Here is a 19,585-nt window from a genome sequence, read left to right on the forward strand (position 1 = left end):
ATGGAAAAGAAAGACAATACAAGACGAAGCAGCGCATTGCCGACACTGCTTCAGTTGAGGTTTTTGATCGAACTGGAAAAACTGAAAAGCAGATGGGGGTCAGCAAGCATGATTGCAGAATGCTGTGGTACAACACAGGCAACTGTCAGCCGATATTTCAAGGTCTGCATCAACAATGGTTATCTGAAGGAAGACTTCCAATTCACAGAAACAGGAAAACTCTGGCTGGCAGAATACAAGAGTCTGATCGTGAAGCTGACCAATTATCTTCGGGCGATTGGTATTCCTGAACAGGAACTGGAAAACAATCTGCGTGTCATGATAGGAAATGTGGAAATGCATACATTGAAAAAAATGGTAGATGATAATGCGGGAACACCCGTGCAGCGGGCGATGCGCACCAAGAAAATGGTAAGATTTGCGCAGGAAGAACAAGAAGCTCTGGAAGATTGTCAGGTGTATTTCAAACTGCTGTGTATGGAGAATTATGCTTCGGACATGGAGAAATGCTTTTCTATGGCAAACCTTGGTTTTGAACGTGAGGCTTACCTGCGTCACGACAAAGAGCAGGATAAATGGTATCTGGAATTGACGGCCCGGGATATGGCTGCGCATTCCCGAGTGAGCGGTGAAAATATGATTGGACATGTAGCAACGCTCAAATACGACAGAGAGGGTGTACTGACAGCGGCAGAAATGGAAAACGAGAAAGTGAAAGTTCCATTGGAATACTGTCATTTCCGTCGGGGATCTGGATTGGAGCGAGTCGGATATCTGGCAGCAACGTTCACCTGTAATGTTGGTAATTCACATATGCCGGAGAGTACAGCGTTACTTTTCTTTACTTTTTGAAAACCTTATTCCACAAGAGGTTCTCCAAAATTATACATAGGGTGTATAACTTTCTTCACGTTTTATATTGACGCTTTCTTGTGCATATGATATAAATTATTCGGAGATAGCTGCAACTAACTAATTGGTGCTTTCAAAATAACAGAAGGTGCATTTTTTTTTGACTATAAGGTTAGAAATAACTGATATAAGTTAGCATGGCGTATCTGCGGACGACAATAAATTTCAAGCCGAAAAGGTGGAGAGGAGGGATAACATGAAAAAGTTACTCAAAAAATTAACCGCTGCAGTTCTTACAGCAACAGTGATTATGGCGATGGGGGTTGCGGCTTTTGCAGCGAATGGAGATGTGGCGACACATCAGGCGGCTCTTTATAAAGAAGGCACATATGGCACTGACTCAAAAGTTGAATCAATGGGAAATGGTGCAATAGGAGAGACCAACGCTCAAGAAAACTCGGATGGTACTTTTACCGTAACGGTTGGATTGGTTGAGGATTTTAAGGCGTATGGAATAACTTCAAACATGAGAGAGATTACCGTAAACGGAACTGCGGCAACAATGTTAGATCAAGATGGTAACGGTAAATATGACGCTTTCCAGTTTACAGAAAGCATGGCTTTTCCTCAGAAGTTGACTGTCAGCTTTACAATCAAATCGTCAATTATGCCGATTAGTGCAACTGGAGATTTGGTAATTTACTAAAGCTATATTAGAACTAGCGAAAAAGGATAAGAGGAGGAAATATGAAAAAAGTAAGAAAGGGAATTTTGACCTTATTGCTAATAATGTCAGTTGTATCTGGAAATGTCTATCCGTTTCTATCAAGTTCAATTGCAACCGTCTATGCAAGCGAAACTGAAACAACGTTAGACAAATTGAAAGCATTGCTGGGAGAAGCAAATAAATTAAATGAATCTGATTATACTCCAGAGAGTTGGGCAGATTTTGTAGAGGTGAGGGATAGCATCACAGCACCGGACGAAATACCAGAGAAATACCAGCAGACGGTTTTAGACGGTCTGCAGGAAGCAATGGACAATCTGGTCAAGGTGGAAACGACACTGGACAAATTGAAAGCGTTGCTGGAAGAAGCAAAGAAATTGAACGAATCAGATTACACCCCGGAAAGCTGGGCAGATTTCGTGGATATCAGAGACAGCATCACAGCACCGGACGAAATACCGGAGAAATACCAGCAGGCGATTTTAGACGGTCTGCAGGAAGCAATGGACAATCTGATTAAGGTAGAAACAACGCTGGACAAATTGAAAGCATTGCTGGAAGAAGCAAAGAAATTAAATGAGTCAGATTACACCCCGGAAAGCTGGACAGATTTCGTGGATATCAGAGACAGTATTACAGCACCGGACGAAATACCGGAGAAATACCAGCAGACGATTTTAGATGGACTACAGGAAGCAATGGACAATCTGGTCAAGGTAGAAACAACGCTGGACAAATTGAAAGCACTGCTGGAAGAAGCAAAGAAATTAAATGAGTCAGATTACACCCCGGAAAGCTGGACAGATTTCGTGGATATCAGAGACAGTATTACAGCACCGGACGAAATACCGGAGAAATACCAGCAGACGATTTTAGATGGACTACAGGAAGCAATGGACAATCTGGTCAAGGTAGAAACAACGCTGGACAAATTGAAAGCACTGCTGGAAGAAGCAAAGAAATTAAATGAGTCAGATTACACCCCGGAAAGCTGGGCAGATTTCGTAGATATCAGAGACAGCATCACAGCACCGGACGAAATACCGGAGAAATATCAGCAGGCGATCTTAGACGGTCTGCAGGAAGCAATGGACAATCTGGTGAAGGTAGAAACAACGCTGGACAAATTAAAAGCATTGCTGGAAGAAGCAAAGAAATTAAATGAGTCAGATTACACCCCGGAGAGCTGGGCAGAGTTTGTAGATGTGCGGGACAGTATCACAGAACCGGACGAAATACCGGAGAGATATCAACAGGCGATTCTGAATCAATTACAAAATGCAATTAAGCAGTTAGTGAAAAAACCAGAGACTTCGAACATACTGGAAGATGGCACTTATGCAGTTCAATTCCAAGCCTACGCTGACAGGGAAAAAAGCCTGACGGGAAACTATTTTGTTGAGGGAGGCCGACAGGCACTTGTTGTAGCAAAAGACGGAAAATATGAGGTTACTTTTAGAAAAACAAATAACCTCAAAGATGTACTATATCAGGTTTTAAAACAAAAATATTATAGTGACACAAAAACTCTTTTTGGACAGAAGGCGGGAACAAAAAACTGGATTGAAGGGTATGATTATCAAAATGCAAATTTCAATGCGGCTTTAAAACCTGGATTTGTTGAAGAAAATGATAAATATTGGATCGATACAAACTATGATATTCATAATAATTACACGGATTTCACGGTCGAGTTGGAGGATATTTCAGCGGATATATTATTGTATACAGCAACTGCAGATGGTCAAACAGGGATGTTGTATATAGATTTTGATGAGAATACAGCCCAGAAAATATCAGTGGACGAGTATAAAACAACAGAAGCGGTGACTTATAATATATTTACACAAGCGCCATGGGGAAAGAAAGTACCGGAGGACATGCTTGATAACAAATCAACATTCTGGTCAGTTGCAGACGATACAGCAAGCGCTGGTGTAAATATAAATGAACAATATCAGGAGACATTTAGAGCAGCGCAGCTGAGCCAGTGGTGCAAGGCAGGGGATGGTATTGCCATTGAAAATGGTGCAATAAAACTGTCGTTTAATCTCTCTGATGAGAAAGATATTGCGCTCGGTAAAACGGTGTATTACAAGTATCAACTTGGATATGGCGAAACGTACATTACTCTTTATCCATCTATGCAGGAAACGGAATCTTTTGAAATAGAGGATAATATTGCGTGTGCAAAAATCGCTACAGATACAACGGTTCTTTCAAAAGAGACGAAACTGGTAGCAGATGAAATTGTGGATGATCCAAAGACCACAGATGATGGGTACAGCTTATTCCATACCAATTTAGACGGTGCATCGAAGAATATGTATATGTATTATTGGAACTACGAATTCAAGACAGGCATAAAATCGATCAATACATCTCGAAAAGTAACAATGAAATTCAAAATTCCAGAAGGATGGAAGAATGAAAATGTTCGTTTGGCGTATTGGGGTGGTGACGGAACCGGAGGGATTGACCCGCAGGCGAAAGGTTCAGTCGATATTATAGGTCCTGAAGACGGTTTCTATGTTGTTAAAACAGATCGAATAGGTTATTTCTGCCTGTATGAGCTAAAAGATACAACGGCAACAGGAGAGGATTTAACAGATGGCACTTATCAGGTGCCAATTAACGTATACCATATGCTCATTGATGGACAGTTGTCTATGGCAGATCAGTGTCTTGCAGATATAGGAAAAGTTGTTGTGAAAAATGGAGTCAAGACACTTTATTCAGATTTTACAACTGTGACTAATACTGGTCTTGGATTGACAGGATATATGACAAAGATGTGGCTGTATGGCTCAGATTTAACTATGAATGGCAATTATCCCGCAGGTACATTAAATCCTGTTATCTTTACTTCTTATTATAAGAACGATGATGGAAGTTATCTGACGGATGTATTTAATGAGAACTCATTAAATTATTATCCAAGAGAAGGGTATGTTCAGTTGGTTAGTGATAATGCCAAATGGCCGGCAAGATTTAAGGTCCCTGTCATGGATGCTATCGGCGGAGGAAGTTTTGAACAAAGCGCATGGCTGACATTGGATTGGGCAAATGCTGAGAAGATTTCCGATGAAACCCCAGATGCACCAATCAAGGATGCTTTGGGAGAGGCAATTAATATTGCTAAGACAGCGGTAAAAGAAGAGTACACAGAGGATACTTGGAAGGCATTGGAAGGTTCGTATAATACTGCAGTAGAGGTGTATAAGAATTCTACAGATAACGATAAGCTGACAAAGGCTTACACAGATCTGCAAGCAGCAATTGACGGATTGAAAAAACCCGATGTCGTTTCTTTAGAGGACGGACTATATACAGCAACCGGAACAACGGGAGATACCAACATCGTTACCGGAACTAGAATGCTGATTTCCACAAAGGGCGAAGGGGACGAGGCAGTTACAAGTACACAGATTTATATGGATGTTCAGGGGATCAAAGGACTTGCTTACTATGATCTGGCACAGAAGGCATATGTGGATGCAGTGACAGAGAAAGACGAAGATGGTGCAATTACCAGAGTGAATTTTGCAATAGGCAATGTCAGCAACATGGTTTCTATTCGTTATAAAGACAGTGACGGCAAAGAAGTATCCGCAACGCTGAACTTCTCAGACTTTGTAAAACAGGAAGTGGATAAGAGCAAGCTTACAGAAGCGATTACAAATGCCAATGAAAAACTTGCAGAGGCAGCAAAAGATCCTGACAGGTATGATACCAACAAGATTGCAGCACTGCAGAGTGCAGTTGCAGCAGCGACCAAGGTCAATAACGATGGGGTGGCAATTCAAACAGAAGTTGATGCACAGACGGAAGCGGTAAATGCAGCAGTCAGTGACCTGTCAAAGACAGCCAGTAAAGAAGCACTACAGAATGCAGTGACCGAAGCGGAGAAAATCAATGGTGATGCCTATACACCGAAGAGTTTCCAAACACTGGTTGATGCGATTGCATCTGCTAAAGAGCTGCTGGATACAGAAGGTGTGACAGCGCAGGTATTAGATGCAGCCGTTTTGAAATTAGAAGCAGCCAGGGAAGGTCTTGTGGCTCGCGCAGACAAGACGGAATTACAAAAGGTATATGATGAAGCGGCAGCCATAACTAATCAGGGATATGTTGGCTGGGATATCCTGCAGACTACGCTGGAAAAAGCAAAAAAAGTATTGGATGATGCGAATGCTACAGCAATTCAGGTCAGCGATCAGATGAATGCCATTAAGAATGCGGTCAACAATCTGGACGGAGGTATTGATAAGTCAGTACTGATTGGCTTGATTGAAGAGGCGGAAAAATTGGATGTGTCTGCTTATTCCGATGCCAGTGCTGCTTATTTTAAGGCAGCTATTACATCGGCAAAAGCAACGGTCAATCATGCAGGAGCAACTCAACAGGGCATTGATAAGCAGATTCAGCTGTTACAGGCAGCTTCGGAAGCACTGGTACAGAAAGCCCAGGATAATACCGTATATGATGGAACTTACACCATTGATGGAAGAATGTGGCATGCATCGGCAGATCAGGCTTCCATGGGGAATGCGGCACTGGTGAAGCCAATGCAGATTATCGTAAAGACCGATGAAAATGGAAATACTGTGGCAACACTCCGTATGGAGTATCATGCAATGACGACAAGTCTCGGAACAGGCAAATTCACCGGATATCTGGCAGCACTCAATTATTTCCCGGGTTGGGAAGGCGGAGAGAGTGGCTATCAGATGCCGGTCAATGAGACACCAGTACCTGCAGAAGTAGAATCTTACTATGAAGGAGTATATGACAACTACAATGATCCGACAAATGGAACAGATGCTAATGTAAAAGGAAAATTGTATCCACACTTTATGGTATTGCCGGTAGACTTAAATGATGACGAAATCTGGGTACAGGTCTATGTGCCAGTTATGGAATCTTTAAATACCGGAAGCGGTACACAGTATGCGAAGCTGCAGCTTGACTGGAATACATTAAAGCAGATCAGCGGAGCAGAGACCAACAAAGAGGATCTCAACGCATTGATTGAAAAAGCACAGGCACTCCTTGATGGACTGAAAGATGGCGATACTGGCAATACAGCAGAAAATGTTGAGATGCTAAAGAGTGCCATTGCAACAGCAAATGATGTGAGTGGTAACTTAAACGTAGATCAGACAGCAGTTGATGCAACAGTCAAAGGATTGCAGGCCGCCATGGATGTGTTCAGTGAAGAGATTGTCAAGGTAGACAAGAGTGAATTGAAAAAGGCAATTGACGTTGCAGATACTTACTTAAAGGATCAAGATGTCGTGTACACGGAAGAATCAAAAGCAATCCTCCAGAATGCAAGGGATTATGCACAGAAAGTCTATGAGGATGAGCAGGCAACGCTGACACAGGTTAATTCTGCGGTAACGTCCATTGACAATGCAATTAAGAGTCTGCAGATAGACGGCACGGACAAGCGAGAACTTAAGAAAGCATTGGAGAGTGCGAAGACATATCTGAATGATACGGAAAGCTATTCGGCGGCAGCTATTGAAGCACTACAGGCATTATTTGATCAGGCGAAGAATGTGTATGAAGATGGAAAAGCTACACAAGAAGAGATTGATGCACAGATTCGTATCTTGAATTATGCAGTGGCAAATATGAAGAAAGTGGAGGAAATCACGGTAGATAAGAGTGGACTCCACAGCATGCTGCTTAGCGCTGCAAACATGGCAGGAAGAGAAAACCTTTATACAGCAAAGACAATCAAGAATCTAAAGAGTGTAATCACGGCAGCTGAAAAGGTATATCAGAACAAGAAAGCCACACAGGCACAGGTAAATGAACAGGCTTCGAACCTGTCATTGGCGATGCTGGCATTAGAAGCTAAACCGGCAGAAAATACTGGCGGCAACAATACTGGCGGCAACAATAATGGCAATAGCGATAACAATAATGGCAATAGCGATAACAATAACGGTAATAGCGATAACAATAACAATACCGGCGGACTGGATATTACAAAACTTGCAGATGGCGTATATTCCATCACAGGAAACACGGTAAAGATCGACAAGACGACAGCGTCCATGTCGAATGAGGCCATTAACCATACCATCAAACTGACCGTAAAAAAAGGCAAGTATTACCTTACATTAGATTTTGCAGGACTGAATATCAACGGAAGTTTTGGATACCTTGGAAACTTGAAGTATTTCAAGAGTGGGTATACGTTGGACAAATATGGCGCACCAGCAGGAACACTTGCAGATGTGACGATCGATGATTATCAGTTGAACAGTGATGGAAGCAAGGTGAAAGATAATTTGGGTACAGATTATCCGAACCATGTCACGTTCCCAATGATCAACGAGGCTCTGAAGGATGGTTACGTACCACTTCAGGTATTTGTGCCAATCATGGAAAGTATTTCAGCAGGTACGGGAACACAGCCGGTATTCCTGAAACTGGATTGGAGCACGATTAAGGCTGCAACATCGGATGATAACAAGTTTGAAGATAATAAGAATAACAACACAGGCGGCGACAACAGCGGAACCAGTGACAATGGCGGCAATTCGCTGCTTAATGGAAATAATACCCTGTCCAGCGGAACTACCGGGCAGACCAGCACAGGTTCTACATTGTCAAGTGGCAGCACGGGATTATCAACCGGCAGCTCTTCACTGAAAAGCGGCAGCACCGGACTGAGCAGCGGCTCATCCGCACTGAAATCAGGAACGACTTCACTGAGTTCAGGAAAAGATTCTTTAACGGGATCAACGGGACTTAGCAGCAGCTTATCAAGTGGAACGAAACTGGGAAACAGCACATCAACAGGCAGTAAAGCAAAGACAACAACGAAGGCGGCAGATGATACCAATACTTCCGCAGCAGCAGTACCACTGGTTATGAGCCTGCTGGCAGTAATTGCAGGTGTACTGTACAAGTTAAAGAGCAGAGGCTTACTGAAGTTTTCCAGATAGAAAGGACACCAGATGAAACGACAGATTTACAACATATTACAGAAAAGTCTAGCTGGTTTCATGACAGTTATGCTTGCCCTCCTTTTGGGGGCAGGCATTTCTGCTGTTCCAGTAAAAGCGGCAAGCGGCAGTGTGTACACCTGTACCATTAACCGATGCTATGCCCACCCGGTGACCGGAACAATTGAAGATTCCGGCGGGGAGGCATCTTATACCACCGGTCAGGGCATGGTGGAAGGCTGCGTCTATTCCGGCGGCATGCTGGAGGTTGCAGACGGAGGGCAATACTATCTGACCATTCGCTTAAGCCTGATGGATTATACGACCAATCAGAGTTTTCAGGTTCAGAATGTGGGAGATTCCGGCTGGTCATCTACCGGAACTGCAGTGACGGGAACCGGTTCAGACAGCAATGGAGCAACAGCAGATGTATGCATTCAGGTACCGAGTGAAAATTGTGTGGTGAGAGGTTCGATGTATGTCACCCCGATGGGCAGAGATGTGATTTTCTATCTGTACCCAAGTGATTATTCCGCAGGGAACAGTTCTGGAATGAATGCAACAATGGTAACAGAAAGTTCAGGCGGGACAGACACCAATGGGGACAGTGGAACAGATACTGCGAATAGTGGAACGACCACAACAGATAACAGCGGATCCACAGAAAATGGAACCACAGCGGGAACAGCAAGTGCAGCATCCACAACAGGAACTGGAAGTGCGGCATCCACAACTACGGGAACGACGGGAAGTACCGGAAATACAGAAAGCACAGGAAGTGCCGGGCTGCAGAGCAGCATTACCGAAGCGACAGCGCCGGATTCTTCGGATGCATCCACAGATTCGGAACTAAGTGACGCACAGGGATTAAGCCTTTCCACAAGAGTGGACGGAGAAGATGCTGACAGTGGACGCGGCAATGGCACAGTGAGTCAGGCAATGGTTCTGACTGCGGCGATTACGACCTCTGGTCTGATTATACTGGCTGTGGCAGCGATTGTGGTCTATTACTATAGAAGAAACTGGAAACGATGGGGTGGAGAGGATGATGACGATGAAGACGACGAATAGCAGAGACAGCCGTCTGGCTTTAAATCTACTGAAACGCAAAGGAAAGATGCTTTTGACAGCTGTCTGCATCTGCGCTATCTTAGTCGGTACCACAGGTTGTGTCAATCAGCATCCGGATGGAAAAGGTTCGACAGCGGAGACATTGGCAGAAGATGTGGATACCATGCTTGAGATTACAGACCCGGAGGAGAAGGCGGCGGTGGCAACAGCCAAGGCAAAAGTGGCAGCCATGTCGGAGGAGCCTAAGATCGTAGCGACCTCGCCGGCAACAGCGGATATCTGTGACAAACTGGAACTGGATCTGGTGGGCGTGTGCTCTTCCAGCGTCTCTACGATTCCAGAGCGCTATGACGATGTGGCTACAGTAGGAACCGCCATGAGTCCGGATATGGAGATTGTAGCATCTTTAAGTCCGGACTGGATCTTAAGTCCGGTATCCCTGCAGACGGATCTGGAACCGAAGTATAAGGAAGTGGATACGGACTATGCATTTTTGAATCTGCGGAGTGTCCGGGGGATGTACCGTTCCATTCAGGAGTTGGGAGACATCTTCGACCGCGAGGATCAGGCGAAGGAACTGGTAGATGAATTTACCACATTTTATGATGATTATAAGACAAAGAATGAGGGCAAGGATCATCCCAAGGTACTGATTCTGATGGGACTGCCTGGGAGCTACATCATTGCTACGGAAAATTCCTATGTGGGAAGTCTGGTGGCGATGGCAGGCGGCGAGAATGTTTATGCCGGCAGTGACCAGGAGTTCCTGACGGTCAACACGGAAGATATGAAGACAAAGGAGCCGGATATTATCCTGCGTGCTGCACACGCTTTGCCGGATCAGGTGGTGGAGATGTTCAATGAAGATTTTCAGACCAATGACATCTGGCAGCATTTTGACGCAGTGAAAAACGGAAGAGTCTATGATCTGACGTATGCGTATTTTGGCATGAGTGCGACATTTAAGTATCCGCAGGCACTGGAAGAACTGCAGCCGATTCTCTATCCGGAAAGTGCAGAGGATGAGCAGAAGGCGAAAGAGAACAGTGAGAATGCCCAGAAAGCAGCGGAGGATTCCAATGCCACAGAGAAATCGGAAGCAGCGGGGAGTAAATAGAAGGAAAGGACATCAGATGAACGAAAAGACAATAAGCGAAGACACAGGCTTTCAGGTTCTGCCAAGCGAAGGACAGCTGCAGGACCGGAACAGAAAGCAGAAACGGGTGATGAGAGCGACCATTTCTTTTGTGGTCGTGATCCTGGCTCTGGTAATCCTGTTCTTTGCAGCGATTAATATAGGAAGTCTGCAGGTAAGCTTCGGCGAATTACTGCAGGGATTATTTGTAAAACGAATTGAAAATGTAGCGACAATCTGGGATTTGCGTTTCCCGAGAATTATGATTTCCATGCTGGCAGGGGCAGCTATTGCGGTAAGCGGTGTACTGTTCCAGGCCGTGCTGAAAAATCCACTGGCAGATCCTGGGATCATCGGTATCTCAAGTGGAGCCAGTTTTGCAGCAGTGCTGATCACCGCATTTGCACCGAGTCTGTATTTTTTCACACCTCTGGTTGCGTTCCTGGGCGGTGTGGTCGCATTTTTCTTAGTGTACTGCTTATCATGGAAGGGCGGTTTAAGCCCTCTGCGCATTATCCTGACCGGTGTGGCGGTGAACGCATTATTTACCGGGCTGGCAAGTGCATTTAACTCCATGTCCGGCGGGGATATGACCGGTGTGGCATCTATTGTGGAGGCCAACATTACACAGAAGACATGGGACGATGTGGTGACACTGTTCCCGTACGTGGCAGCAGGGCTTATTCTTGCAGTTCTCTTTATCGGGGAGTGTAATCTGCTGACGCTGGAGGACAAGACGGCAAGAAGTCTTGGCGTAAATGTGAATACAACGAGAATCGTGATCTCTCTGGTTGCAGTGTTGTTGGCAAGTATTGCCACAGCCATTGCGGGAGCAATCAGTTTTCTTGGCTTAATCGTGCCGCATATCGGACGGATACTGGTGGGAAGTGACCACAAGGTGCTGGTTCCATTCTCCGCATTGGCGGGGGCACTGACTTTCCTGCTTGCGGATACACTGGGAAGAACGATTGCAGCGCCTTACGAGGTCAGTGCAGCCGTGATCATGAGTGTCATCGGCGGACCGTTCTTTATTCTGCTGTTAAGGAGGTCAACGAAATATGCAAACTAATATGACGAATACGATGACAGATCAGGCTGTAAGTACCGGACAGTCTGTACAGGCAGAGGGGAATCAGAAGTCGGCAATGGAAGTCAGAGGGCTGTCCTTTGCCTATGGAAATAATAAAGTCCTGCGAAATATTTCGCTGCAGATTGAAAAGGGAAAGATTACGACCATCATGGGGGCCAACGGCTGCGGCAAGTCCACGCTGTTCTCTCTGATGACAAGAAATCTGAATCCTAAAAAAGGAAAGGTGCTTCTACACGGCAAGAACATCCAGAATATGAAACTGATGGATATGGCGAAGAAGGTGTCCATTGTGCACCAGTATAATTCTGCTATGGATGACATTACGGTGGAGAAGCTGGTATCTTATGGGCGCACGCCGTACATGAAGCTGATGGCAACAGAGAGCGAGGAAGATAAGCGGATCATCGACTGGGCACTGGAGGTGACGAACCTGAGTAAGTACCGTGACCGGGAGGTTGGCAAACTGTCCGGCGGACAGCGGCAGCGCGTATGGATCGCAATGGCACTGGCGCAGAATACAAAGATTTTATTTCTGGACGTAAACTGGTGCAGGGGATATAGGGGTGTATAGAGTGTATACAGTTAAATAAAGTGGAAAAACGGAACAGAATACACAAAAGGTGAAGAAATATGTGTATATAGTAAGGAGAGGAAATGGATATCTGGCTTGAGAAAAGTATAGTCTCTGCCAGTTTTTTTATACTCCATTTCTTGTTGTTTTGGGGCAAGAGTTAGTATATAATATAAAGCAGTTATTATGAATCAAATAAAAGTACATAAGGAGCCACTTTATGAAAAACAGGAACACAGCGGTGATTGTAGCATAACCGGGAGGTTTGCGTAAATACAATCCAATGCACAAACCTCCTGAAAGGTTAGCGTTTATTTTTTAGGAGGAAAATTCAAATGAGTCATGTAATAAAAATAAGAAATGAAGCCAAAGCTGATTATAAAAAAGTTGAAGATATTACAAGGAAGGCCTTTTGGAATTTATATGTCCCTGGGTGCGATGAGCATTATCTGGTTCATGTTATGCGATTTCATAAAGATTTTCTATCAGAACTGGATTTTGTCATTGAGGCAGACGGTGAGGTCATCGGGAATATCATGTACACAAAGGCCAAACTAGTCGATGAATCCATGGAAGAGAAAGAAATCCTCACCTTTGGTCCGGTCTGTATTATGCCCGAATATCAAATAATGGGATACGGCAAAATGCTTCTGCAATATTCTTTTGAAAGGGCAGCCAGGCTTGGATACGATACAATTGTTATTTTTGGCAGTCCCAGCAATTATGTAAGCAGTGGTTTTAAAAGCTGCAAAAAATATAATATCTGTCTTGAAAATGGAACTTTCCCAACAGCAATGCTGGTAAAGGAATTAAAGCCCAAAGCAATTGATGGACGCAAATGGTTTTATTTTCAAAGCTCAGTGATGGATATAGATGAAGTAGAAGCGGAACGCTTTAATCAGAATTTGGAATTATTTGAGAAAAATACACAGTCAAGTCAAGAGGAATTTTATATTCTCAGCCATTCCGTTATTGGTGGAACTGGCGTTTGAAAAGGGTTCGTCTTATAGAGGACTCTTTAAGATAAGTTATACGGCGGGGGGGAAATCCCCCCGCCGTACTGTTATCATAGAGAGATTCAGTCGTTATAAATCATCTCTGTTTCTTTCATTACATCCATAGTCAGAAGTAGCCCTAAGGTGAAGGCATAGGAAAAAAGATCGTCTTCTTCGACATTGGAAAGATCCCTGTATAGCTGGGTTAGCTCCTGAAATCGTTGAGAGTCATCCGGCGACAATTTTGCCGTGAAATACCGCTCTCTTTCCTCTATTTTGCTGAGGATTTCATTCTGTTTGTCACTGCCCGGATTATACCGTTCCCACGGGATGATCTTGCCATTGTACAGGTCATGTAAAATATTTTTCATATTGGTGCTCGTCCTTTCGTTATGTTTTACACACTGCCTTGAAAGGACTGAGTGCGCATGTTATATTATTTACGCCGTATCTTCCTTCGGGCATGTGCTGGTGGAGGGAGTGGCGAGATGCTTTGCTAAGTTTGACGCCACTTCCTTCTATTTCTGTTTGGGGTCGCCGTAACTTTATGGACACTTTATCAAGATATACTTTCAGCGAAAGGTCCTTTGGGTTATCTGACGGACAGCCCATCCATTTATTCCCCAATCACCTCACCTCACTTTATCGGGTCGCTAATAAGTTAACGTAGCAATGCAAAAAAGTCAAGGTTCTCTTTTAAAACCTGATTTTAAAGCAGGCTGTATATTCCAAAAGCAGGAATATGCAGCCATTTTGTTGACAGCTGCCTGTTTCACAGTGGGCAGTTTAGGCTATGGTGCCATTAGCAGACCTGTTTTTCTACTACAACCAGCTGATATAATTTTTAAGGATAGAGCAAACCATGAGCTGGGAAAGAATATAATGGACTATTCAAATCGTATGTATGCTGGAACTGGAAGACCAATAACGAAGGGGGTAGAACGATGCATGATATCGAGCAGTTATTTACATTCGCCTGTTCCGGTGATATTTCTGGATTGGAAGAATATTACAAGAACGGTGGCACGAAGAATATTAGGTATCAGAAGTTTGGGACGGAGCATTCCTTGATGATGGGAGCGTTTCGGAACTGCCAATTTGCTACAATGGATTATTTGAAGTCTCAAGGAGAAACCCTGACAGAGGCGGAAGCCGCTGCGCTGCAAAGAGCATTGGGACAAATGGAGCGTGCAAAGCATTTAGCGGATCCTAAAGAGAAAGAGCGGGAAAGTTCCAGATGAATTGGCAGACAGGGAAAACAAGAGGATTCCGGTTGGAACATGAATGAAAAGCAGGGGGATATGTCCGAAGGGTGCATATTTCCCTGCTTTAAAAAAAGGACCTGACCTGCTGGAAAAAAATGTTCCTAGTCCACACACGCCCCTTTAGGGGGCGGGGGTTTTTCAACATTTCCATGTCTGAAATCCCCATAGAAATAGTAAAATTGAAAAGAAGAGAGGATGTGATGCCCTATCATTATAGGAATCGATCATGGCTATTATGCCATCAAAACACCACATGTGTGTTTTTCAACCGGTCTCAGCAAATATGACTACGAGCCGTACACCATGCAAAATGTCTTGCAATATCAGGGGAAATATTATGTCTGCGGCAGCACCCGACAGTCGCTTTTAAAAGACAAGACCATGAACGATACTTATTATCTGCTCACCATGGCAGCCATTGCGAAGGAACTAAAGTATCGGAAAGCGTCAGCCAAAGAGCGGATTGTTCTTGCAGCGGGTCTTCCCCTGGCTGGATTTGGAAGGGAGAAGCAAAGGTTTGGGGACTATCTGCTTCGAAAGGAACAGCCTTTGTGTTTTCGCTATGAGAACAGCGCATATGAAATTTACATCGAAGATGTGAAGCTGTTCCCACAAGGGTATTGTGCACTGGCACTGCATCCGGAGTATCTAAAAGAAGAACCTTCTGTCCTTTTACTGGATATCGGAGGCTGGACGATCGATCTGATGCGGCTTGATAATGCTGTCCCCAATGCCACGACCTGCCGCAGCTTCGAGCTAGGGGTGATCCGTTGTATGGATGAGATCATGGAACAGGTACGGAGGAATACAGGATTGTCAGTTACGGAGATTCAGATTGAACGTGTTCTAAATGGTCAGGCTTGCAGCATGAATCCGGCAGCAAGAGATATTATACTTCAGTATGGAAGTGGATATATTCAGCGGATTCTGTCTGCAGTGACGGAGGCAGGATTTGACTTAAAGGCAATCCCGGCAGTGATCATGGGCGGAGGGGCCTCCATATTGAAACGCCACGTGAGGCCGCAGGATGGGCTGTTTCGCCCGGTTTATCTGGAGGACGTGCATGCGAACGCTTCCGGGTTTGAACGCCTTGCCGGGCAAATGTCGAGCCGATGAACCGCCCGGTGTATTCCTTCCGGCCGGATTTGCAACAAAGGGATCATAGGAGAGCGTGGGAGATACTGAAAGGTGTTCCGAAAGGGCAGAAAAATACCTTTTTAGTGCGTGCGATCCTGCAGACAGATGACAGGGAAACATTAAGAGAACTCATCCGGGAAAGTGTTCAGGAAGTGCTGAGAAATGGAGCTTTGACCTATCAGGAGGCAAAGGAGCCGGATACGGATATCCAAGATCAGATGCTGTCATTTTTAGAAAATCTGTAAGTGTGCGGGAGGTTCGTAAACCAGCAGAAGCACGAACTGTGGGGGAAGCCAGAACACCTTTTGCACGGCCAAGGGAAAGGGGGGATGCTACTGAAAGCAGGATGATCCACATAGGTAACATGCTTCGTTTTCATATAATCTATGCATGCATCTTTGTGTAGTAGTGTGAATGGATATCCATGCATTTTGGGCGTATGTTGTGTGTAGCAAAACGAAAGGGGAATTGTATATGGCAGAGATGAAAAACATATGTGGGAAGATTCCGATAGAACTGCATGAGCAGGTCCGTGCGGAAATCGAACAGACGGAAAGCAGCACACAATTATTTCTACAGAAGATCATTGAAGAGCACTTTATGAAAAAAGGAGCGGTGAGCATGGCAGAGGCAAGGACAATAGCGGTACAGGTAAGCGAGGAACTATTTGGCAGATTTAAGGCGGTGGTGGCAAAAAAGCATTGCAAACAGAAAGAATTTCTGATAGAGATCATCACCCAGGCGATTGCAGCCGAGGAAGCAAAATGGGAAGCATCTGAGCAAGCCGCCAGGTTACAGGAACCTACCGGTGAGTTGCCGGAAGCGGAGCATGATACAGAGGAATAGCAACTAAAAAATGTGAGGAACAGGCGGTGTGGAGCGATCCATACCGTTTTTGTTGTCTTTAAAAGAAGTGAAGGAGGATGATCGATGCAACCATAAGATTTTTTGATTTATTCAGCGGGATCGGCGGATTCCGCGAGGGGCTGACAAGAGCCGGGGGATTTTCCTGTGTCGGGCATTGCGAGGTAGATGCCCATGCAGATAAGAACTACCGCAGGCTGTTCGATACGGAAGGGGAGTGGTTTTGTGATGACGCAAGAGCAATTGAAACTGGAAGAATGCCGGACTTTGATCTTTTATGTGCAGGATTTCCTTGCCAGGCATTCTCAATCGCTGGACGAAGGAGGGGATTTTCCGATGCAAGGGGAACCCTTTTCTTTGAAATTTCCAGATTGGTTAAAGACAAGCGACCTGCGTATTTTCTCCTTGAGAACGTACCCGGACTGCTATCGCATGACAAAGGGAGGACGTTTCATACCATCCTTAGTACGTTTTTGGAACTGGGGTACCATGTGGAATGGAAGGTGCTTAACAGCAAGGATTTTGGAGTCCCACAGGCAAGGAAACGGGTGTATATTGTCGGATATCTTGATGAAAGATGTGCCGGAAAAATATTACCTTTCCCAGAGACAAATGGAACGGCTCTTATACAGCTCCGATCCGGCAGCCAGGGAAAAAGAGTCTACCATCCGCAAGGATTAAGCTGTACGCTGACCTCCGGTGCCGGAGGGATGGGCGGAAAGACCGGCCTTTATGAGTTTGGTGTTCCGATCAAAGAGAATACGAAACAAGGCTATAAAATGGCATATCCCGGTGACAGTATTGACTTAGGGTATGCCAGTATGAATACCAGAAGGGGCAGAGTCGGGCATGGTGTTGCCCATACACTGACAACGGGTGGCCAGCAGGGCACCCTGCAGTTTGCCGCACTGCCCTCCTTGTCTCTGCCCACTGTGTATGCAAGATACCTGCTGGCGGGGCGAAAGGATGGAAGCGGTGACCGCAGGGAAGAGCAGTCAGGCATTCGAACGGAGGACGGACCAAGAGCAGTGCTGACTCTGGCTAAGAGCAGTATAAGGCAAAACGGACGCAGAATGAAAGAGCCGGAGGAGGAAATGTTCACCCTTACGACAGCTGACCGGCATGGTATCTATTATCATGGCAGGATACGCAGGCTGACCCCAAGGGAGTGCTTGAGACTGCAGGGGTATTATGATGTGCAGATCGACTGGATGCTGGAGGGCACTTCGGACAACCAGATTTATAAGCAGGCGGGCAACGGCGTGACAGTTACGGTCATTGAAGCCATAGGAAGCCACCTGCGGGATGCAGATCTTATGCTAAGGCAGATGCCAGAGAAGGGCAGGGATAGCCTATCGACTTAAGGGATCAATACTTTGGAACTGAGATCGAGATGACCGGTATCACCAGAGAAGAGGCCGCCCGCGCAATTGCGCAAATGTTTGGAACAGAAGCGTATTTCATCGGCACCTATTATGAGACATGGGGCGTGCAGGATCCGGAGGGGAAAGAGTGGAAGTTTACCTATGACAGCAGTATCCGGCCAGAGGAACGATCCGGGAGGCGATCTCTGCATGCAGGAAGTGCGTACTGTACGGAAATGGTCAGCCCGAAGCTGGAGTGCGGTGAGATGAAAAAGCTGCAGGCAGTTGCCCGCTGCCTGCGGAGAAGTGGTGCAAAGGTAAATACATCCTGCGGCATGCATGTCCACGTGGATGCCTCCAACCACACGCCCCGGAGCCTGAAAAATGCCCTGACGATCATGTACGCCAAAGAGGATCTTCTGTTCAAGGCCCTGAAGGTACAGACAACCAGAGAAATGGAATACTGCCAGAAGGTCAAACGGACCGTATTGGAAGATATCCGTAAGCTTCCAACCAATAACCTGTCTATGGAACAGGTCAAAAGGAGCTGGTATGAGGGGAGGGACAGAAGCTACAGCCATTATGATTCGACCCGGTATCATGCGCTGAACCTCCATGCGGTGTTCTCTAAGGGAACCTTGGAATGGAGGTGCTTTGAAAGTACCCTCCATGCCGGAAAAGTGCGGGCGAATGTAACACTCGCACTTGCCATTTCCGCTCAGGCTATCAATCAGAAGAAGACACAGATGAAAAAGACCGAGATTTCCGAGAATCCCTGTTTCACCTTCCGCACATTTTTACTGCGGCTGGGGCTGATCGGACCGGAATATAAGAATGTCCGGGATCATCTGCTCTCCAATCTGGAGGGCAGCCGGGCGTGGAGATATGACAAAAGTGTCTATGAAGACCGCAAAAGAAGAGAAGAGTCACGATGAGAGGAGGTGAAAGGTCATAAAGGAGAAATTTTACTTTGCTTATGGCAGCAACATGAACTTAGACCAGATGGACTTCCGGTGCCCGGATGCCCGGGTGATAGAAAATGTCAAGCTGCAGGATTACCGGCTGGCATTTTGCGGCCGGCCATCCGGAGGCGGTGTCGCAACGATACTGCCGGAAAAAGGGAGCATCGTGGAGGGAGTGTTGTGGAAGATCACAGCCCCATGTGAGGCAAGCCTGGATTATTACGAAGGCTATCCCCATCTGTATGGCAAGGAGAGAATCCTTGTACAAAATGAAAAAGGGGTCTTGCAGGAGGCAGCCGTTTATACAATGAATGCCCCCTATAAGGAATGCCCGGCCGTCCCCGCAGATGTCTATTTAAGAGGGATCCTGGAGGGATGCAGACAAAATGAAATCCCGTCTAAGCCAGTCCTAGATGCGGTAAAGCGCGCCATGGTAGAGATAAGGAAGGGTCGGGGGCAGCAAAAGAAAACTGGAAAAGATCTGACACGATAGAAGACCGCAGGAAATGAGATACCTGCGGTCTTTGTATACCAAAGTATGTAAGGAAAGCTGCCAGTGGCAGGTTTTCTGTATGTTGTAGTAGGAA

The 19,585-nt window shown here is 45.6% G+C and carries 16 protein-coding genes; 15 read left to right on the forward strand and 1 reads right to left on the reverse strand.

The features are described from left to right. From BUB85_RS01080 to BUB85_RS01115, 8 genes are all read left to right on the forward strand, one after another. Positions 1–852, forward strand: a complete 852-nt coding sequence (locus tag BUB85_RS01080) for a hypothetical protein (protein WP_073103960.1) — start codon at positions 1–3, stop codon at positions 850–852. A gap of 256 nt (positions 853–1,108) precedes the next feature. Continuing rightward, complete coding sequence (locus tag BUB85_RS01085; protein ID WP_073103964.1) at positions 1,109–1,558, forward strand: hypothetical protein; 450 nt, start codon at positions 1,109–1,111, stop codon at positions 1,556–1,558. Positions 1,559–1,599: 41 nt separating this feature from the next. After that, a complete protein-coding gene (locus BUB85_RS01090) occupies positions 1,600–8,544 on the forward strand; it encodes an NEAT domain-containing protein (RefSeq protein WP_073103965.1) in 6,945 nt (2,314 codons plus the stop codon). 12 nt (positions 8,545–8,556) lie between these two features. Beyond that, positions 8,557–9,615, forward strand: a complete 1,059-nt coding sequence (locus BUB85_RS01095) for a heme-binding Shp domain-containing protein (protein WP_073103966.1) — start codon at positions 8,557–8,559, stop codon at positions 9,613–9,615. A gap of 46 nt (positions 9,616–9,661) precedes the next feature. Then, positions 9,662–10,732 carry a heme ABC transporter substrate-binding protein IsdE gene (gene isdE, locus BUB85_RS01100; RefSeq protein WP_073104146.1) on the forward strand — a complete coding sequence of 357 codons (1,071 nt, stop codon included), beginning with the start codon at positions 9,662–9,664 and terminating at the stop codon, positions 10,730–10,732. Between the two features lie 109 nt (positions 10,733–10,841). Further along, positions 10,842–11,819: a FecCD family ABC transporter permease gene (locus BUB85_RS01105; RefSeq protein WP_242945311.1), complete on the forward strand. Its 978-nt coding sequence runs from the start codon at positions 10,842–10,844 to the stop codon at positions 11,817–11,819. Then, positions 11,809–12,411 (forward strand): ABC transporter ATP-binding protein, encoded by a 603-nt coding sequence (locus BUB85_RS01110; RefSeq protein WP_242945288.1) that lies wholly within the window; start codon positions 11,809–11,811, stop codon positions 12,409–12,411. The genes BUB85_RS01105 and BUB85_RS01110 overlap by 11 nt, the downstream gene beginning before the upstream one ends. Positions 12,412–12,746: 335 nt before the next feature. Then, entirely contained in the window at positions 12,747–13,403 is a 657-nt protein-coding gene (locus BUB85_RS01115) for a GNAT family N-acetyltransferase (protein WP_073103967.1), read from the forward strand. A gap of 86 nt (positions 13,404–13,489) precedes the next feature. On the opposite strand, the gene BUB85_RS01120 is transcribed toward BUB85_RS01115, so the two are convergent. Continuing rightward, the gene (locus tag BUB85_RS01120; RefSeq protein ID WP_073103968.1) at positions 13,490–13,777 is read right to left on the reverse strand and encodes a DUF6809 family protein; all 288 of its coding nucleotides are present in this window, start codon (positions 13,775–13,777) and stop codon (positions 13,490–13,492) included. A gap of 573 nt (positions 13,778–14,350) precedes the next feature. Here BUB85_RS01120 and BUB85_RS01125 point away from each other — a divergent pair. The 7 genes from BUB85_RS01125 to BUB85_RS01155 all read left to right on the forward strand — a co-directional run bounded on the left by BUB85_RS01125 (position 14,351) and on the right by BUB85_RS01155 (position 19,491). Continuing rightward, positions 14,351–14,647: a hypothetical protein gene (locus tag BUB85_RS01125; RefSeq protein ID WP_073103970.1), complete on the forward strand. Its 297-nt coding sequence runs from the start codon at positions 14,351–14,353 to the stop codon at positions 14,645–14,647. Between the two features lie 231 nt (positions 14,648–14,878). After that, positions 14,879–15,787 (forward strand): ParM/StbA family protein, encoded by a 909-nt coding sequence (locus tag BUB85_RS01130; protein WP_159434603.1) that lies wholly within the window; start codon positions 14,879–14,881, stop codon positions 15,785–15,787. Continuing rightward, entirely contained in the window at positions 15,784–16,053 is a 270-nt protein-coding gene (locus BUB85_RS01135; RefSeq protein ID WP_073103975.1) for a hypothetical protein, read from the forward strand. Before BUB85_RS01130 ends, BUB85_RS01135 begins: the two co-directional genes overlap by 4 nt. 229 nt (positions 16,054–16,282) lie before the next feature. Continuing rightward, positions 16,283–16,654, forward strand: coding sequence for a hypothetical protein (locus BUB85_RS01140; protein WP_073103977.1), 372 nt, complete (start codon positions 16,283–16,285; stop codon positions 16,652–16,654). A 77-nt stretch (positions 16,655–16,731) separates the two neighbouring features. Beyond that, positions 16,732–18,036: a DNA (cytosine-5-)-methyltransferase gene (gene dcm, locus BUB85_RS01145; protein ID WP_073103980.1), complete on the forward strand. Its 1,305-nt coding sequence runs from the start codon at positions 16,732–16,734 to the stop codon at positions 18,034–18,036. Then, positions 18,027–18,971 (forward strand): amidoligase family protein, encoded by a 945-nt coding sequence (locus BUB85_RS01150; RefSeq protein WP_073103982.1) that lies wholly within the window; start codon positions 18,027–18,029, stop codon positions 18,969–18,971. The genes dcm and BUB85_RS01150 overlap by 10 nt, the downstream gene beginning before the upstream one ends. A gap of 52 nt (positions 18,972–19,023) precedes the next feature. Continuing rightward, positions 19,024–19,491 (forward strand): gamma-glutamylcyclotransferase family protein, encoded by a 468-nt coding sequence (locus BUB85_RS01155; RefSeq protein ID WP_456298566.1) that lies wholly within the window; start codon positions 19,024–19,026, stop codon positions 19,489–19,491. Positions 19,492–19,585 lie beyond the last annotated feature (94 nt).

It is taken from the genome of Hespellia stercorisuis DSM 15480 (assembly GCF_900142165.1).
Lineage (GTDB): Bacteria > Bacillota > Clostridia > Lachnospirales > Lachnospiraceae > Hespellia > Hespellia stercorisuis.

Bases quoted from the DNA above. Each gene is read 5' to 3' on its own strand.
- BUB85_RS01080 (WP_073103960.1), top strand. From the start codon at position 1: ATGGAAAAGAAAGACAATACAAGACGAAGCAGCGCATTGCCGACACTG.
- BUB85_RS01085 (WP_073103964.1), top strand. From the start codon at position 1,109: ATGAAAAAGTTACTCAAAAAATTAACCGCTGCAGTTCTTACAGCAACA.
- BUB85_RS01090 (WP_073103965.1), top strand. From the start codon at position 1,600: ATGAAAAAAGTAAGAAAGGGAATTTTGACCTTATTGCTAATAATGTCA.
- BUB85_RS01095 (WP_073103966.1), top strand. From the start codon at position 8,557: ATGAAACGACAGATTTACAACATATTACAGAAAAGTCTAGCTGGTTTC.
- isdE (WP_073104146.1), top strand. From the start codon at position 9,662: ATGCTTTTGACAGCTGTCTGCATCTGCGCTATCTTAGTCGGTACCACA.
- BUB85_RS01105 (WP_242945311.1), top strand. From the start codon at position 10,842: ATGAGAGCGACCATTTCTTTTGTGGTCGTGATCCTGGCTCTGGTAATC.
- BUB85_RS01110 (WP_242945288.1), top strand. From the start codon at position 11,809: ATGCAAACTAATATGACGAATACGATGACAGATCAGGCTGTAAGTACC.
- BUB85_RS01115 (WP_073103967.1), top strand. From the start codon at position 12,747: ATGAGTCATGTAATAAAAATAAGAAATGAAGCCAAAGCTGATTATAAA.
- BUB85_RS01120 (WP_073103968.1), bottom strand. From the start codon at position 13,777: ATGAAAAATATTTTACATGACCTGTACAATGGCAAGATCATCCCGTGG.
- BUB85_RS01125 (WP_073103970.1), top strand. From the start codon at position 14,351: ATGCATGATATCGAGCAGTTATTTACATTCGCCTGTTCCGGTGATATT.
- BUB85_RS01135 (WP_073103975.1), top strand. From the start codon at position 15,784: ATGAACCGCCCGGTGTATTCCTTCCGGCCGGATTTGCAACAAAGGGAT.
- BUB85_RS01140 (WP_073103977.1), top strand. From the start codon at position 16,283: ATGGCAGAGATGAAAAACATATGTGGGAAGATTCCGATAGAACTGCAT.
- dcm (WP_073103980.1), top strand. From the start codon at position 16,732: ATGATCGATGCAACCATAAGATTTTTTGATTTATTCAGCGGGATCGGC.
- BUB85_RS01155 (WP_456298566.1), top strand. From the start codon at position 19,024: ATGAACTTAGACCAGATGGACTTCCGGTGCCCGGATGCCCGGGTGATA.